Origin of the sequence: Sphingomonas carotinifaciens (genome assembly GCF_009789535.1) — a bacterium.
Taxonomy (GTDB): Bacteria; Pseudomonadota; Alphaproteobacteria; order Sphingomonadales; family Sphingomonadaceae; genus Sphingomonas; species Sphingomonas carotinifaciens.
In genome coordinates this window covers 198,479-212,769 of the sequence record NZ_WSUT01000005.1, presented here as the reverse complement: position 1 = coordinate 212,769, position 14,291 = coordinate 198,479, and the positions used below count along the sequence as shown (strand labels likewise).

10 protein-coding genes and 1 tRNA gene are annotated in these 14,291 nt (G+C 67.1%); 2 read left to right on the top strand and 9 right to left on the bottom strand.

What is annotated here, in order from left to right; translation table 11 throughout:
• Window positions 1-134: 134 nt before the first annotated feature.
• From GQR91_RS03005 to GQR91_RS02975, 7 genes are all read right to left on the bottom strand, one after another.
• Window positions 135-1,748: an alpha-D-glucose phosphate-specific phosphoglucomutase gene (locus tag GQR91_RS03005; protein WP_149681110.1), complete on the bottom strand. Its 1,614-nt coding sequence runs from the start codon at window positions 1,746-1,748 to the stop codon at window positions 135-137.
• Complete coding sequence (gene glgA / locus GQR91_RS03000) at window positions 1,748-3,196, bottom strand: glycogen synthase GlgA (RefSeq protein WP_149681109.1); 1,449 nt, start codon at window positions 3,194-3,196, stop codon at window positions 1,748-1,750. The genes GQR91_RS03005 and glgA overlap by 1 nt, the downstream gene beginning before the upstream one ends.
• Window positions 3,193-4,455: a glucose-1-phosphate adenylyltransferase gene (glgC, locus tag GQR91_RS02995; RefSeq protein WP_149681108.1), complete on the bottom strand. Its 1,263-nt coding sequence runs from the start codon at window positions 4,453-4,455 to the stop codon at window positions 3,193-3,195. The genes glgA and glgC overlap by 4 nt, the downstream gene beginning before the upstream one ends.
• Window positions 4,456-4,507: 52 nt before the next feature.
• Window positions 4,508-6,676: a 1,4-alpha-glucan branching protein GlgB gene (glgB, locus tag GQR91_RS02990; protein ID WP_149681107.1), complete on the bottom strand. Its 2,169-nt coding sequence runs from the start codon at window positions 6,674-6,676 to the stop codon at window positions 4,508-4,510.
• Window positions 6,673-9,105, bottom strand: a complete 2,433-nt coding sequence (locus GQR91_RS02985; RefSeq protein WP_149681106.1) for a glycogen/starch/alpha-glucan phosphorylase — start codon at window positions 9,103-9,105, stop codon at window positions 6,673-6,675. The genes glgB and GQR91_RS02985 overlap by 4 nt, the downstream gene beginning before the upstream one ends.
• Before the next feature lie 95 nt (window positions 9,106-9,200).
• A complete protein-coding gene (locus GQR91_RS02980; RefSeq protein WP_149681105.1) occupies window positions 9,201-10,511 on the bottom strand; it encodes an Nramp family divalent metal transporter in 1,311 nt (436 codons plus the stop codon).
• Between the two features lie 81 nt (window positions 10,512-10,592).
• Window positions 10,593-11,222 (bottom strand): DNA-3-methyladenine glycosylase family protein, encoded by a 630-nt coding sequence (locus tag GQR91_RS02975; protein WP_149681104.1) that lies wholly within the window; start codon window positions 11,220-11,222, stop codon window positions 10,593-10,595.
• Window positions 11,223-11,282: 60 nt separating this feature from the next.
• On the opposite strand from GQR91_RS02975, the gene GQR91_RS02970 reads away from it, so the two are divergent.
• Window positions 11,283-11,600 carry a 2Fe-2S iron-sulfur cluster-binding protein gene (locus GQR91_RS02970; RefSeq protein WP_112381775.1) on the top strand — a complete coding sequence of 106 codons (318 nt, stop codon included), beginning with the start codon at window positions 11,283-11,285 and terminating at the stop codon, window positions 11,598-11,600.
• Between the two features lie 40 nt (window positions 11,601-11,640).
• Here the strand turns inward: GQR91_RS02970 and rlmB are convergent, their stop codons facing one another.
• Together rlmB and GQR91_RS02960 are read right to left on the bottom strand one after the other, a co-directional pair.
• Entirely contained in the window at window positions 11,641-12,402 is a 762-nt protein-coding gene (gene rlmB / locus GQR91_RS02965; protein ID WP_149681103.1) for a 23S rRNA (guanosine(2251)-2'-O)-methyltransferase RlmB, read from the bottom strand.
• Window positions 12,402-14,006, bottom strand: a complete 1,605-nt coding sequence (locus GQR91_RS02960) for a M20/M25/M40 family metallo-hydrolase (RefSeq protein ID WP_149681102.1) — start codon at window positions 14,004-14,006, stop codon at window positions 12,402-12,404. The genes rlmB and GQR91_RS02960 overlap by 1 nt, the downstream gene beginning before the upstream one ends.
• Before the next feature lie 158 nt (window positions 14,007-14,164).
• On the opposite strand from GQR91_RS02960, the gene GQR91_RS02955 reads away from it, so the two are divergent.
• Window positions 14,165-14,250, top strand: a tRNA-Tyr gene (locus tag GQR91_RS02955).
• Window positions 14,251-14,291 lie beyond the last annotated feature (41 nt).

Sequence of the window (14,291 nt, the reverse complement as noted above, 5' to 3'; positions counted from 1 at the left end):
GGCGGCCCCTCACCTTCCCACTGCCTTTGGCAGTGGGCCCCTTCAGCATCAAGTCGTCCATGCCCCCGGCATGGACTAAATAGCGCAGGGCGCTATTTCCTTGATGCTCCCCGGAGGGGAGAGAAGATCAGGGGTCAGGTTATGACGTCCGGTTCGGTGCGGGCGGTGTGGCGGGTGATACCGGCGATATCGTCCGCCGCGGTGATGATGTCGGCGAGCATGTCGGGGGTTTCGCGGTCGAGTTCGTCCGCCGAGTAGCGTTCGAGATAGACGCGCAGCGTGGCGCCGCTGGTGCCGGTGCCCGACAGGCGGAAGACGACGCGGCTGCCGCCTTCGAACAGGATGCGGACACCCTGGTTGCGGCTGACCGACTGGTCGGTGGGGTCGGTATAGGCGAAGTCGTCCGCCGCCTCGACGGTCAGGTCGCCGAAACGCGTGCCGGGGAGCGAGGCGAGCTTGCCGCGCAATTCGGCCATCAGCGCATCGGCGCGTTCGCTCTCCACGCCTTCATAATCGTGGCGGGCATAATAGTTGCGGCCATAGGTCGCCCAGTGATCGCGCGCGATGTCGTCGACCGACTTGCCCGTCGCGGCAAGGATGTTGAGCCAGAGCAGCACCGCCCACAGCCCGTCCTTCTCGCGGACGTGGTCGGAGCCGGTGCCGGCGCTTTCCTCGCCACAGATCGTCGCCATGCCGGCATCGAGCAGATTGCCGAAGAACTTCCAGCCGGTTGGCGTTTCGAAGGCGGGGATGCCAAGCTTCTCGGCGACACGGTCGGCGGCGGCGCTGGTCGGCATCGAGCGGGCAATGCCCTTCAACCCGCCGGCATAGCCGGGGGCGAGATGCGCGTTGGCGGCAAGCATCGCGAGGCTGTCCGACGGGGTGACGAAGCGGCCCCGACCGATGATGAGGTTGCGGTCGCCGTCACCGTCCGAGGCGGCGCCGAAATCGGGGGCGCCCTTGCCCATCATGTGGTCGTAGAGTTCGCGGGCGTGGACGAGATTGGGGTCGGGGTGGTGGCCGCCGAAATCGGGAAGCGGCGTGCCGTTGCGCACGGTACCACGCGCGAATCCAAGGCGGTTTTCGAGGATTTCGGTGGCGTAGGGGCCGGTGACCGCGCTCATCGCGTCGAATGCCATGGTGAGGCCCGCACCCCGGATCGCGTCGAAATCGAACAGCGTTTCCATCAGGGCGGCGTAATCGGTGACGGGATCGACCACCTCGACGGTCAGGTCGCCGACCTGCACCTCGCCGAGCGTATCGAGGTCGATATCGTCGCCCTCCACGATCAGATAGCGGTCGATCGTCTTCGTGCGGGCGTGGATCGCCTCCGTCACCTTTTCGGGCGCCGGGCCGCCATTGCCGATATTATACTTGATGCCGAAATCCTCGTCCGGGCCGCCGGGATTGTGGCTGGCGGAGAGGACGAGGCCGCCGAGCGCCTGGCGCTGGCGGATCAGGTTGCTGGCGGCGGGCGTGGACAGGATGCCGCCCTGGCCGACGACGACGCGGGCGAAGCCGTTGGCGGCGGCCATGCGGATCGCGACCTGAATCACCTCGCGGTTGAGGAAGCGGCCGTCACCGCCGATGACCAGCGTCGCGCCATCCTTGCCGTCGATCGAATCGAACACCGACTGGACGAAATTTTCCGCATAATGCGGCTGCTGGAACACCCGGACCTTTTTGCGCAGGCCGGACGTGCCCGGCTTCTGGTCGTCATAGGGCGTGGTCGAAACGGTGGTGGTCATCAGTCCCCCAAAAGCGATCGATAAAGGTCGGCGTAACGCAGGCCGCTGTGATCCCATGAGAAATCGGCGGCCATCCCGTTCAACTGCATCATGCGCCACGCTTGGGCGTCCGCATAGAGCGTCGTTGTGCGGTGCAGCGCGCGTTTGAGGGACTCCGTCGAAACGCCGGCGAACTGGATGCCCGTCGCAACGCCGGCGGACAGCGCCGCCTCGTTGGCGTCGATCACCGTATCGGCAAGGCCGCCGGTGCGCGCGACGACGGGGACGCAGCCATAGGCAAGGCCGTAAAGCTGGGTCAGGCCGCAAGGTTCGAAGCGCGACGGGATCAGGATGGCGTCGGCGCCGCCCTGCAACAGGTGGGACAAGGCCTCGTCATAGCCGATGCGCACGCCGATGCGGCCCGGGTGGCGAACGGCCGCGTCGCGAAACGCACGTTCCAGCCCGGCATCGCCCGAGCCGAGCAGGGCGAGCCGCGCACCGGTGGCGACGAGATCGTCGAGCACCCAGGCGAGCACGTCCATGCCCTTTTGCCAGGTCAGGCGGCTGACCACGGTGAAGATGGGACCTTCGCCGGGTTCGAGGTCGAACGCCGCCTCCACCGCGCGCTTGTTGGCGATGCGGGTGTCGAGCGTGTCGGCGGTGAAGCGCTGGGCAAGCGCGGCGTCGTTCGCCGGGTTCCACACCGCAGGGTCGATGCCGTTGACGATGCCGTGGACGCGGCCGACGCGCGAGCGGATCAGACCGTCGAGCCCCATGCCGAAATCGGGGCCGTGGATTTCCTGCGCATAGGTCGGGCTGACCGTGGTGATGGCATCGGCGGATTCGAGTCCGCCCTTCAGAAAGCCGACCTGGCCGTAATATTCGACGCCATCCAATGAGAAGCTGCCATGCGGCAGGCCGAGTTCGAAGAAGATCGAGGCGTCGAACGCGCCCTGGAACGCGATGTTGTGCACGGTCATCACGCTTCTGGCGATGTCCGTACCGGTGGGCGCGAGGCGCAGATAGGCCGGGCCCATCGCCGCCTGCCAGTCATGCGCGTGCAGGATGTCGAAACGGAAGCCGGGCACCGCGCCCGAGGCGAGATCGGCGGCGGCGCGGCCGAGGGCGGCGAAACGGCGCCAGTTGTCGGGCCAGTCCTTGCCACCGATATCGGTGTAGAGCGGCCCTTCGCGCATGAAGAATTCGGGCGCGTCGAGGACGAGCAGGGGGTGGCCGTCGACCTCGCCACGCCGCAGCCATGCCTGTGCGCCAAGCAGATCGGGCCAGTGATGCACCGCCTCCGCCCCGTCGATCGCACGCGCGACCGCGGGGAAGCCGGGGATCAGCGTGGTGACCTGCACCCCGTGCGCGGCGAGCGCGGCGGGGAGCGCGCCGACGACATCGGCGAGCCCCCCGGTCTTGACGAGCGGATACGCCTCCGAGGCGACGGACAGGACGGTGGTGGTCATCCGCCCAGACGGTCGATCATCGGCTGGGTGATGAGGCACACGCCCTTTTCCGTGCGACGAAAACGCTGTGCGTCGAGGACGGGATCGTCGCCGACGACGAGGCCGTCAGGGATGCGCACGCCGCGATCGACGATCACCCGGCGCAGGCGCGAGCCACGGCCGACATGGACCTGGGGCAGCACCACCGCCTCGTCCAGCATGGCGAAGCTGTGGGCCCGCACGCCGGTGGACAGCAGCGACCGGTGGATCGACGCGCCCGAGATGATGCAGTCGCCGGCGACGAGGCTGGCGACCGCGGAGCCGCGGCGGCCGTCGACATCGTGCACGAACTTGGCGGGCGGCGTGATCTCCGAATAGGTCCAGAGCGGCCAGCTACGGTCGTAGAGGTCGAGTTGGGGCACGACGTCGGTGAGGTCGATGTTGGCTTCCCAATAGGCGTCGACGGTGCCGACGTCGCGCCAGTAGGCGCCGGGTTCGCCGCTGGAGCGGACGCAGGAGGCGGAGTAGCGGTGCGCCTGCGCCTTGCCGTGCTGGACGAGGTAGGGGATGATGTCCTTGCCGAAGTCGCGGGCGGAGCCGGGGGTGTCGGCGTCGCGGCGAAGCTGTTCGAACAGGAAGCGCGTCGAGAAGACGTAGATGCCGAGCGAGGCCAGCGCGATGTCCGGATTGCCGGGAATGGCGGGCGGATCGGCCGGCTTCTCGACGAAATCGATGATCCGGTCGCTTTCGTCGACATGCATCACGCCGAAGGCGACCGCCTCCATCCGCGGCACCTCCAGACAGGCGACGGTGACGTCGGCACCGCTGTCGCAATGCTGCTGGAGCATCAGCTCATAGTCCATCTTGTAGACGTGATCGCCTGCCAGGATGACCATGAATTCGGGGGCGTAGCTCTCGATGATGTCGATATTCTGGTACACCGCGTCGGCGGTGCCCTCATACCATTGGAACTCGCTGATCCGCTGCGAGGCGGGCAGGATGTCGAAGCTTTCGTTGCGTTCGTCGCGCAGGAAGTTCCAGCCGCGCTGCAGATGGCGGATCAGCGAATGCGCCTTGTATTGCGTCGCGACGCCGATGCGGCGGATGCCCGAATTGATCGCGTTCGACAGCGCGAAATCGATGATCCGCGCCTTGCCGCCGAAATACACCGCCGGCTTGGCGCGCGTATCGGTCAACTCCATCAGGCGGCTGCCACGGCCGCCGGCGAGAACATAGGCCATCGCATCGCGTGCCAGTGGTTGTCCGCGCCTCAAATCCATCCGTCTTCTCCCCTCAACCTCTTTTTGCAACGCGCGGTGATGCCGTTTGGCTTCACTGCGCATCCTTGTCCGTTTCCAACTGCAGCATCACCGTGGCGAGCGGCGGCAGCGTGACCCAGGCGGCGCCGTCTTTCGCCTCCACCCCGCCAAGATTGCCGAGCCCCGACCCCCAATAGTGATGGGCATCCGAATTGATGATCTCGCGCCAGTGTCCGTCCACGGGCAGCGGCACGCGGTAGGGCGCGCGGGCCACCGGCGTCATGTTGGCGATGATCGCGACGGGCGCGGCGCCGGGCGCCTTGCGCAGCCAGGCGAAGACCGACTGGTCCGCATCGTCCGACACCAGCCATTCGAACCCCTCCGGCTCGCAATCGCGGGCATGCAGCGCGGGCGTGTCGCGGTAAAGCCGGTTGAGGTCGCGCACCAGATTGCGCACGCCCTCATGCGCGTGGCTGCACCTCAGATGCCAGTCGAGGGCACGCTCCTCCGACCATTCCTCGCGCTGGGCGAATTCCTGGCCCATGAACAGCAGCTTCTTGCCGGGATAGCCCCACATGAAGGCGTAATAGGCGCGCAGGTTCGCGAATTTCTGCCAGTCGTCGCCCGCCATCTTGGTGAGCAGCGACCCCTTGCCATGGACAACCTCGTCATGGCTGAGCGGCAGGACGAAATTCTCGTCAAAGGCGTAGTGGAGGCCGAACAGGATCGACCCGTGATGGTGGCGGCGATGGATGGGCTCCAGCGCCATGTACTTCAGCGTGTCGTGCATGAAGCCCATGTTCCACTTGAACCCGAAGCCGAGGCCGCCGGCATAGGCGGGGGCGGAAACGCCCGGCCATGCGGTCGATTCCTCGGCGATGGTGAACACGCCGGGATGCTGGCCGTACACTTCTCGGTTGACGTCGCGCAGGAACTCCACCGCTTCCCAATTCTCGCGGCCGCCCTGTTCGTTGGGCACCCATTCGCCGGCCTTGCGCGAATAATCGCGGTACAGCATCGAGGCGACCGCATCGACGCGCAGGCCGTCGACATGATAGCGTTCCGGCCAGAACAGCGCGTTGTTGACGAGGTAGCTCGCCACCTCGCGCCGGCCGAAATTGTAGATCGCGGTGTTCCAGTCGGGGTGGAAGCCCTGGCGCGGGTCCTCATGCTCGTAGAGCGCGGTGCCGTCGAAATGCGACAGGCCGTGCGCGTCGGTGGGGAAGTGCGCGGGTACCCAGTCGAGCAGCACGCCGATGCCCGCCTGATGCGCGCCGTCGACAAAGCGGGCGAACCCCTCATGGTCGCCGAAACGGGCGGACGGCGCGTAGAGGCCGGTCGTCTGATAGCCCCAGCTCGGGTCGTACGGGTGTTCGCTGATCGGCAGGAATTCGATATGGGTGAAACCCATCTCGACCACATAGGGGATCAGCTTGTCGGCAAGCGCATCCCAGGTGAGATACCAGCCATTTTCGTCGCGATCCCAGGAGCCTGCGTGCACCTCGTAGATGCTCATCGGCACGCGGCGGGGATCGACCTGGGCCCAGGCGGCGCGGTGGGCGTCGTCCTGCCATTCATGCGACAAGGGCGCGGTGGTGATCGAGGCGGTGTGGGGGCGAAGTTCGGCGGCAAAGGCGAAGGGGTCGGCCTTTTGCGGCTGGCGGGTGCCGCCGGGGCCGACGATCTCGAACTTGTAGGCGCGGCCGGCGCCGATGTCGGGCAGGAAGATCTCCCACACGCCGACGTCATTGCGGCGACGCATGACGTGGCGGGCGCCGTTCCAGTCGTTGAAGTCGCCGACCACCGACACGCGCTCCGCATTGGGAGCCCAGACGGCGAAATGGACGCCACGGGCGCCCTGATGCTCGATCAGGTGCGCGCCCATCTTGTCGTAGAGACGGCGGTGCGTGCCCTCTCCCATCAACAGGTCGTCGATGGGGCCAAGCACGGGGCCGAAGCTGTAGGGATCGGTGATCCACCATTCGGCGCCGTGCCCTTGCGCACGGTATTTCACCGGTTGCGGATCGCCGTCGACGACCCCCTCGAACAGGCCGTTCGGATCGACGCAGGCGAGGTCGCCGAGCGGATCGCCGGCCAGGTCGAACACCGCCACCGCCTGCGCGCCCGGCACGAGCGCGCGCAGGAACGTGCCGCCGGGCCCCGCATGGGGACCGAGCAGCGCGAAGGGATCGGCGTTGCGCCCTTCGATCAGCGCCTGAATGGCGGTGGCGGGTGGTTTCACATCACCTTCCAGATGTCCGAGGCATATTGACGGATCGTGCGGTCCGAGGAGAACCAGCCGACCTTTGCGACATTGTGGATCGCCGAGCGCACCCAGCCGTCCCGGTCCTCCCAACGCCGGTCCACGCTGCGCTGCGCGGCGTGATAGGCGTCGAAATCGGCGGCGACCATGAACCAGTCCCCGTCATAGAGGCCGCCCATCAGCCCGGCATAACGGTTCGGATCGTCGGGCGAGAAAACGCCGGAGGCGATGGCGGAGACGGCCTGGCGCAATTCCGGGCTCGCCTCGATCACGCTGCGCGGATCATAGCCGTCGCGGCGCTTGGCGGCGACCTCGTCCGCGGTCAGGCCGAAGATGACGATATGGTCGTCGCCGACATGATCCCGGATCTCGACATTGGCGCCGTCGAGCGTGCCGATGGTGAGCGCACCGTTCAGCGCGAACTTCATGTTGCCGGTGCCCGACGCCTCCATGCCCGCGGTCGATATCTGTTCGGACAGGTCGGCGGCGGGGATGATCTTCTCGGCGAGGGAGACATTGTAGTTCGGCACGAAGCCGACCTTGAGCAGATGGCCGACCGACGGATCGGCATTGATCCGGCGCGCCACGTCATTGGCCAGCTTAATGACCAGTTTGGCATTGTGGTAGCTGGAGGCCGCCTTGCCCGCGAACAGCTTCACCCGCGGCACCCAGTCGCGCTCGGGATGGCTGCGGATCTGGTCGTAGAGCGCCACCGTCTCGATGATGTTGAGCAACTGGCGCTTATATTCGTGAATCCGCTTGATCTGGACGTCGAACAGCGCGTCCGGATCGATCGCGAGGCCCATGTCGGTCTTGAGGTGTTGAGACAGTGCCACCTTATTCAAACGCTTCACCTTGGCGAAACGCTCCCGAAACGAAGCGTCTTGCCCAAATTTTTCCAGATCGATCAAAGCCTCGGCGTCGTCGAGGAATTTGGGGCCGATCGCCTCGCGGATCAGGGCGGTCAGGCCGGGGTTGCATTGCTGGAGCCAGCGGCGCGGGGTGATGCCGTTGGTCTTGTTGTTGATCCGGTCCGGGAACAGGTGGTGCAGGTCGGCGAACACCGTCTGTTTCATCAGTTCGGTATGGAGCGCGGCGACGCCGTTGACGCTGTGGCTGCCGGCAAAGGCGAGGTTGGCCATGCGCACGCGCCGCTCGCCACCTTCGTCGATCAGGCTGATCGCGGCGATGGCGCGGTCGTCCACACCCTCGACCTTGCGCGCCTCGCGCAGCAGGCGGGCGTTGATCGCATAGACGAGCTGCATGTGACGCGGCAGCAGCCGTTCGAACAGCGGCAGCGGCCAGCTTTCCAGCGCCTCGGGCAGCAGCGTGTGATTGGTATAGCCGAAGGTGGCGCGGGTGATCTCCCACGCTTCGTCGAAGTCGAGGTCGTGATGGTCGATCAGGAGCCGCATCAACTCGGCGACGGAGACCGCCGGGTGGGTGTCGTTGAGCTGGATCGCGGCCTTGTCGGCGAGCGTGCGGATGTTGCCGAAATACTGGATGTGGCGGCGGACGATGTCCTGGATCGAGGCGGAGGAGAAGAAATATTCCTGCCGCAGCCGCAATTCCTGACCGGCGGGCGAACTGTCGGAGGGATAGAGGACGCGGACCAGCGTTTCGGCGGCAAGCTGGCCGGCAAGCGCGCCCTGGTAATCGCCGGCGTTGAAGCGGTCGAGGCGGATGGGATCAAAGGCGCGCGCGGTCCACAGGCGCAGCGTGTTGACCCGCCTGCCGCGCCAGCCGACCACGGGGGTGTCGACCGCAACCGCCTCCACCGCTTCCTGCGGCTTCCAATGGACGGCGCCATCGTCGGTACCGGTGACCTCGCCGCCGAAGCCGACGAAATAGGCGCTCTCGCGGCGCTCGAACTCCCAGGGGTTGCCGTGGGCGAGCCAGGTTTCGGGCAGCTCGACCTGCCAGCCATCGTCGATGCGCTGGCGGAACATGCCGTTCACATAACGGATGCCATAGCCGTAGGCCGGCACGTCGAGGCTGGCGAGGCTTTCCATGAAGCAGGCGGCGAGCCGGCCGAGGCCGCCATTGCCGAGCGCGGCATCGGGCTCGATCTCCTCGATCTCGGCAAGGTCGACGCCGAGCGAGCGGAGCGCGGCGGATACCTGTTCCATGACGCCGAGGTTGGACAGCGCATCGCGCAGCAGGCGGCCGATCAGGAATTCGAGGCTGAGATAATAGACGCGCTTGGCACCGGCGGCATGCGCCGCCTTGGTGGAGGCCATCCACCGCTCGATGATCTCGTTGCGGACGGTAAGGATCGTCGCGGCCAGCCAGTCATGCGTCCGGGCGGCCTGCGCGTCCTTGCCGATGCGGTGGACCAGGGTGTCAAGAATCGCGTCGGCGAGCGGCTGGGGATCGTCGACATGGAGGGTGGTGATGGATGCTGTCACGAACGGCCCGTTCAGGATGGTGGAAACGGCAGATTAGTGTGGTGCGGATCGATGTCACGCATCCATTGCAGGCACGGGCAGGGGAGAGGGGCGGATCAGCCGAAGACGGCACCCCAGAGCAGCATGATGTTGAGCACGATGATGACGCTGGCGATCGTCCAGGCGAGGATGCGGAGCCAGACCGGGCTGGCGAAGCGGCCCATGAGCGCGCGGTCGCCGGTGAACTTGACCAGCGGCACGACGGCGAAAGGCAGTTGCAGGCTGAGGATCACCTGGCTGAGGACGAGCAGGCGGGTCGCGCCGGCGTCGCCCATCGCCCCCACCACCAGGACCGCAGGGATGATGGCCAGCGCGCGGGTGATCAGGCGGCGCGCCCAGCCGGGGATGCGCAGGTCGAGGAACCCCTCCATCACGATCTGCCCGGCCAGCGTGCCGGTGACCGTGGAATTCTGCCCCGAGGCGAGCAGTGCCACCGCAAAGACGATGCTGGCCGCGCCCACGCCCAGCATCGGGGCGAGCAGGCGATAGGCTTCGTCGATCTCGGCGATGTCGGTGCGGCCGGCGATGTGGAAGGTCGCGGCCGACACGATCAGGATGGCGGCGTTGATGAAAAAGGCGAAACCCAGCGCCACGGTGCTGTCGATGGTGGCGAGGCGCACCGCCTCGCGCTTGCCCTTGTCGTCCTCGCCGAATGCGCGCGTCTGCACGACCGAGGAGTGGAGGTACAGGTTGTGCGGCATTACGGTGGCGCCGAGGATGCCGATGGCGAGATAGAGCATCGCGGGATCGGTGACGATGCGGCTGGTGGGCACGAGGCCGGCGGCGACCGCGGCCGGATCGGGGTGCGACGCGAAGAGTTCGAACAGGAAGCAGCCGGCGATCACCAGCAACAGGGTGACGATGAACGCTTCCAGCTTGCGGAAGCCGAAGCGTTGCAGCGCCAGGATGACGAACACGTCGAGCGCGGTGATGAGCACGCCCCAGGTGAGCGGCAGGCCGAACAGCAGCTTGAGCGCGATGGCGGTGCCCAGCACCTCGGCCAGATCGCAGGCGATGATCGCGATCTCGCACAACAGCCACAGGACGCGCGAGGTGGCGCTGGAATATTGCGCCCGGCACGCCTGGGCGAGATCGAGCCCGGCGGCGATGCCGAGCCGCGCCGACAAGGCCTGCAACACCATCGCCATGAGGTTGGACAGCAGGATGACCGAGAGTAGCGCATAGCCATAGGCCGAGCCGCCGGCGATGCCGGTCGCCCAGTTGCCCGGGTCCATATAGCCGACCGCGACCAGATAACCGGGACCGGCAAAGGCGAACAGGCGCCGCCAGAAGGAGGCGCCTTCGGGGATGGCGACGCTGCGATGGCTTTCGGCGAGCGAACGGCGGACGGGTGCAGCGGCGGTCATGTCTTCCCGGTGTGACGGAGAAGCCTGAACGTAACAAGGGTGCAACCGTTTCGTGAGGGTGCAGATAATCCTTTTGCCGGATCAGACCGGGGCGGCATCGGGCCCGGCGCCGTAATGATGCCAGGTGAAGATCGCCAGTGCGCCGCGATGGGGGCGCCAGTTTTCGGCAAGGGCGCGGGTGAGTTTTTCGGACGGGCGCACGTCATGGCCGAGGATGCGGCCGATCTCGACCTGTACCGCCAGGTCGCCCGCCGGCCAGATGTCGGTGCGGCCCTCTGCGAACAACAGGTAGACCTCTGCCGACCAGCGGCCGATGCCTTTCACGCGGACGAGCTGCGCGATCGCTTCCTCGTCGTCGGCGGGCAGGTCGGCCAGGTCGAGCCGGCCGCTGGTCACCTCCTCGGCAAGGCTGCGGGCATAGCTGGCCTTTTGGCGCGACAGGCCGGCGGCGCGGAGTTGCTCGTCGCTGGCGGCGGCGAGGATGGCCGGGTCCTCCGGGTTGCCGAGGACGGTGGAGAGTTTCAGCCAGACCGCATTGGCGGAGGCGACGGAGACCTGCTGGCCGATGATGGTGCGCAGCAAGGTGCCGTAGCCGCGTTCGCGGATACGGGGTTCGGGGTAGCCGACCCGTTGCAGCGCGGCGGCGATCGCCGGTTCGATCGCGGCGAGCGCATCCATGCTGTCGCGGATCTGCTCGGCGCTCAGCCCCATGATGCTTGATCCGGACAGGCGGGACCGGCAGAGCGGCGCGAAATCGCAAGGAGCATGATCATGGCCAAGCTTATCGTCGTCACGCGCGAGGGGGAAGAACGCGAGATCGAAGGGCAGGCCGGTTTTTCGGTGATGGAAGTGATCCGCGACGGCGGGATCGACGAGATCCTGGCGCTGTGCGGCGGATGCTGTTCGTGCGCGACGTGCCATGTGCATGTCGACCCGGCCTTTGCCGACAAGCTGCCGCCGATCGGGCCGGATGAGGACGACCTGCTGGATTCGACCAGCGATCGCGACGCGTTTTCGCGGCTGTCGTGCCAGTTGCCGTTCGGGCCGGCGTTCGACGGGATGCGGGTGCGGATCGCGGCGGAGGATTGATTCGTCTTTGCCCTCTCCCCCTCCGGGGAGAGGGTTTCGTTCACCGCGCCGCTACGGCGTAGAGCGCGATGGCGGCGGCGTTGGAGACGTTCAGGCTTTCGACCCGGTCGCTGATCGGCAGCTTGGCGAGTTCGTCGCAGTGCGTCTCGGTATTGGCGCGCATGCCTTCGCCCTCGGCGCCGAGCACGATCGCGATGCGCTGCGTGCCCATGGTCTGGGCGAGCGTCTGCTCGGCATGGCCGGTCAGGCCGATGCGCCAGAAGCCGGCCTCCGCTATCTCTTCCAGCGCGCGCGCGAGGTTCACGACGCGCACCCAGGGCACCGTTTCCAGGGCGCCCGAGGCGGCGCGCGCCACCGTGCCCGATTCGGGGGGCGAGTGGCGGTCCTGCGTGACGATGCCGAGCGCGTCGAACGCCGCGGCCGAGCGCAGGATCGCGCCGACATTGTGCGGGTCGGTCACCTGGTCGAGGATGATGAGCGGGCGCTGGTCGCCCTCACCCTGTTGCAAGAGGTCGCCCAGCCAGATGTCCTCCAGCGGATCGACGTCGATCACCAGCCCCTGGTGCGGCGCATCGCCGGGCACGAGGCGGCCGAGATCGGCGGCGTCGGCGAAGGTCACCGGGATGCTCGGATCGATCTCGGCATCCAGCTGGCGCAGCGCCTCGTGCGTGCCCCAGATCTTGCGCACGGTGCGCGCCGGGTTGGCAAGCGCGGCGGTGACCGCGTGGCGCCCCCAGAAGCGGGGGCGGTTCGCGATACCCGTGCTGGGGCGGTGCCCCCGGCGTCCGGTCTGTCGTGCCATCAGTCGTCATCGTCCGTATAAGCAAAGGGATCGGTCACCACCGGCTGCGTCGGCAGCGGCGGTCGCGGCAGCGCCTTGTCCGCATTTGCGGCACCAAGCAAGACACCGGCGAGAACGATCGAGGCCTGGCGCATATCCTCCGCCTTCAGATGGTCGAAGGTGTCTGCCGAACTGTGATGGATGCGGCTGCCATAATCCAGCGGGTCCTGGATGAACTGAAAGCCCTGCACACCGATCGCCTGCATGAAGACATGGTCGGTGCCGCCGGTCGGGCGCAGCGCCACCGTACCGGCGCCCATGCCGGCATAGGGCGCGAGCCATTCGCGCAAGGTCGGCACCGCCGCCGGGTTGTTCTCCGCATACAGGCCGCGCAGCTTGCCCGAGCCGTTGTCGATGTTGAAATAGGCGGCAAGGTCGCCGTAGCCGGGCAGGGGCGTCACCGGCCAGCGCTGCGTCCAGCCATAATAGCGGCGCAGCCCGGTCTGCGGCGCGTCATCGGGGCGGCCGCGGGTCGCCAGATGCTTCTCGACATAGGCCATCGAGCCGAGAATGCCCTGTTCCTCGCCCGACCAGAGCGCGAAGCGGATCGTGCGGCGGGGGCGCTGGCCGGTGGCGGCGAGGATGCGGGCGGCCTCCATGATCATCGCCGAGCCCGCGGCGTTGTCGGCGGCGCCGTCGCCCGCCACCCAGCTGTCGAGATGCGCGCCGGCCATGACATAGCCAGCCTTGGGATCGGTGCCGGGGATTTCGGCGATGATGTTGTACGCGTTGATGTCCGTGTCGTCGTAGCGGACGTCGCTCAGCACCTCGATCGTCGGGGCGGTGCCCGACTTGGCGAGGCGGGCGAGGCGGCGATAATCCTCGGCGGCGAGTTCGACGCCGGGCACCTGCGGCGTTTCACCGCGGCCGAACAGATAGCCCTCGCCGTGGAGCAGCTTGCCGTCGCGATAGGACTGGGTGACATAGGCGACCGCACCCTCCGCCTTCAGAAAGGCGTCGAGCTTCTTGGCGAAGTCGAGGCGCTTCAGGCGGCGGTCGGCGGTTTCGGGGTCGTTGGTCGGTTGCACGAACACGTCGAGCTTGCCGAGATCCTCGCCCGACAGGCGGCGGAAGGGCGGATTGCCGGGCTCGTCGCCGGTGCCGGGCAGCGTCACCATGACGATCTTGCCGTTCAGCTTGCCGCGCCACTGGTCGAAATCACGCTCGCGCTTCATCGGCGCGACGATGACGGGGGCGGTGACGGCGCCGTTCGTGGCGGGGGTCCAGGCGATCGGGATGGCGGTGAGGGCGAGCGGGCGGGGGGTGACCATGCGTACGCTGGCGCGCTCGATCGACCAGCCGCGGCCGAATTCGAAGCCCTCCTTGTGGACGTTCTTCAGGCCCCATTCGCGGAACTTGCCCGCGGTCCAGTCCTCGGCGCGGCGCATTGCGGGGCTGTTGGTCATGCGCGGGCCGATCACGTCGGTCAGATGCTGCGCGGTGACCATGACCTGGCTGTGATTCGTGCCTTCGTCGATGATGCGGTTCACCGAACCGCGATCCTGCGCGACGGCGGGCGAGAAGGCCGCCACCGCGGCGGCGGTGACGAGCAACAGGCGCTTCATGAAGATCCCCCTGAAAGATTGTTGCGCCGGACGCTAAGCATCTGCCGCACCGTGCGCAAGCGTCCAGACCCCCGACCCAAACCCCGTCACCCAAACCCCGTTGACAGGGCGGCATCGAATCGGCATTGGGCGCCCTCGCTCTTCGGGAGCGACACCCCGGAAGGGTGGCCGAGTGGTTAAAGGCAGCAGACTGTAAATCTGCCCGCGTGAGCGTACACTGGTTCGAATCCAGTCCCTTCCACCATTATCGCCGATGGGCTATGCGTGTGTCGGCGTCGAATGCGG

Coding starts and splice junctions, on each gene's coding strand:
- GQR91_RS02975 (WP_149681104.1), bottom strand. CDS start 11,222: ATGGGGCTGAGCGCCGAGCAGATCCGCGACAGCATGGATGCGCTCGCC.
- GQR91_RS03005 (WP_149681110.1), bottom strand. CDS start 1,748: ATGACCACCACCGTTTCGACCACGCCCTATGACGACCAGAAGCCGGGC.
- GQR91_RS02980 (WP_149681105.1), bottom strand. CDS start 10,511: ATGACCGCCGCTGCACCCGTCCGCCGTTCGCTCGCCGAAAGCCATCGC.
- glgA (WP_149681109.1), bottom strand. CDS start 3,196: ATGACCACCACCGTCCTGTCCGTCGCCTCGGAGGCGTATCCGCTCGTC.
- rlmB (WP_149681103.1), bottom strand. CDS start 12,402: ATGGCACGACAGACCGGACGCCGGGGGCACCGCCCCAGCACGGGTATC.
- GQR91_RS02970 (WP_112381775.1), top strand. CDS start 11,283: ATGGCCAAGCTTATCGTCGTCACGCGCGAGGGGGAAGAACGCGAGATC.
- glgC (WP_149681108.1), bottom strand. CDS start 4,455: ATGGATTTGAGGCGCGGACAACCACTGGCACGCGATGCGATGGCCTAT.
- GQR91_RS02960 (WP_149681102.1), bottom strand. CDS start 14,006: ATGAAGCGCCTGTTGCTCGTCACCGCCGCCGCGGTGGCGGCCTTCTCG.